General features: G+C 38.4%; 1 protein-coding gene. It reads left to right on the forward strand.

Annotated elements, in window-relative coordinates:
• The first annotated feature begins 10 nt into the window (after window positions 1-10).
• Window positions 11-166: a hypothetical protein gene (locus RYX56_RS23120; protein WP_317124224.1), complete on the forward strand. Its 156-nt coding sequence runs from the start codon at window positions 11-13 to the stop codon at window positions 164-166.
• Window positions 167-263 lie beyond the last annotated feature (97 nt).

Below are 263 nucleotides of genomic sequence, written 5' to 3' on the forward strand. Positions count from 1 at the left end.
CCTTATTAATATCGGTGCCTATAAAAAAGGGGCAAACCGGGACATTGATCATGCAATGCGTTTAAAGCCGCTGATGGATCAGTTTTTGCGTCAAGGTATTTTTGAAGCATCCCAATTTGAAGAGGCAAGATCCTACTTAATTTCACAATTTGGAGCGATGAAGTGATGGCCTTTAAATTTTCATTTCAAAAAGTGCTAGATTTTAAAGAAAAAGAGAAAGAGTTTGCCGAGCAGGAATACGGCACCATTAAGCAACAGCAAAT

It is taken from the genome of Alkalihalophilus lindianensis, from assembly GCF_032843265.1.
GTDB lineage: Bacteria > Bacillota > Bacilli > Bacillales > Bacillaceae_D > Alkalihalophilus > Alkalihalophilus lindianensis.